The sequence below is a fragment of the Ammoniphilus sp. CFH 90114 genome (assembly GCF_004123195.1).
In the GTDB taxonomy this organism is placed as follows: domain Bacteria; phylum Bacillota; class Bacilli; order Aneurinibacillales; family RAOX-1; genus YIM-78166.
Genome location: NZ_SDLI01000053.1, coordinates 1 through 1,221, shown reverse-complemented (window position 1 = coordinate 1,221; position 1,221 = coordinate 1). Strand labels below are relative to the sequence as shown.

Below are 1,221 nucleotides of genomic sequence, written 5' to 3'. Positions count from 1 at the left end.
AAAAAAAAGAAGTAACGCTTGATGAGAGGCTCGAGGTGGCCCAATCCTGGATTAAACGAAAGATGCCTGTTCGCCGGGTTCTTCGGGTTGTGCAAGTGGCTCCCTCCACCTACTATCACCGTTTGAAATACCCAGAAAAACAGCATTCTTCCCAGGGAGGGAGGCCGATCCCTGGCTATTCTTATACCGAATCTGGTCAAAAGCGTACGGATCAGAAGATTAAGAGTTATCTCCTTCAGCTCATTAGTGGGGAGGAGTCTGTCTATGGGTATCGAAAGCTTACCAGCTGTTTACGGCAGCGTTACAAACTAGTCATTAACAAGAAAAAAGTATATCGTCTTTGCAAGGAACTTCAAATTCTTCTTCCACAACGTGAAAAGAAAGCCAAACATCCTCGACGTCTAGCGAATAATCGGGAGATCACTGGACCTAATCAACTATGGCAGATGGACATCAAATATGGCTATGTGGCAGGGAAAGATCGTCACTTCTATTTAGCCAGCATCATTGACGTCTTTGATCGTTGCATTGTAGCTCATTACAGAGGGAAAACGTGTGATAAAACATCGATCATCCACACGGTCAAACAAGCCCTTTTACGACGTCAACTCTTGGATCTTGAGTCCAAGCCGATTCTTCGTACAGATAATGGCCCTCAGTTCATTAGCCATGACTTTGGAGACTTTTGTGAGGAGTATGGGATTGAACATGAGAGAATCCCTGTCAAGTCACCTAATAAGAATGCTTATATTGAGTCCTTCCATAGCATTTTAGAGCGAGAGTGCTACCAACGAGAAGTCTACATGACCTTTGACGAGGCCTTTGAAGGAGTTGACCAATTCATTGAGTTTTACAATAAGCGTAGACTTCACGGCAGTCTCAAAGACCATTCTCCAGCAATGTTTCTGAAGAAATGGACACGCAATGAGATTCAAGCAAAGAAGATTGCAGTTTAGAAGGTAACTCCAAGTAGGTTGAAAGTGGCTTTACATGGAGGGCGGGCATGATAAGCTACGGACTAGCTACGCGATGCCTAAGCATCGCTCAATCGCGAGAATTCATGCCCGTAGAGGCTCCATGTCAAGCCACGGCACGGAAGTGAAGATAGGAAGATGTTACTTACAAAAAGTGTAATACAAGCAAAAAACTTTGACTGTTTAACTAATTTGGCGGTAAAACGAGATTTGAAGTGAAAGTGTCCAAACTTAGGGGGCTAAGCCG

General features: G+C 44.1%; 1 protein-coding gene. It reads left to right on the top strand.

The annotated features are described in order from the left end of the window. The coding region (locus tag EIZ39_RS26140) for an IS3 family transposase (RefSeq protein ID WP_129204525.1) at positions 1-956 on the top strand (956 nt) is incomplete at its 5' end. Positions 957-1,221 lie beyond the last annotated feature (265 nt).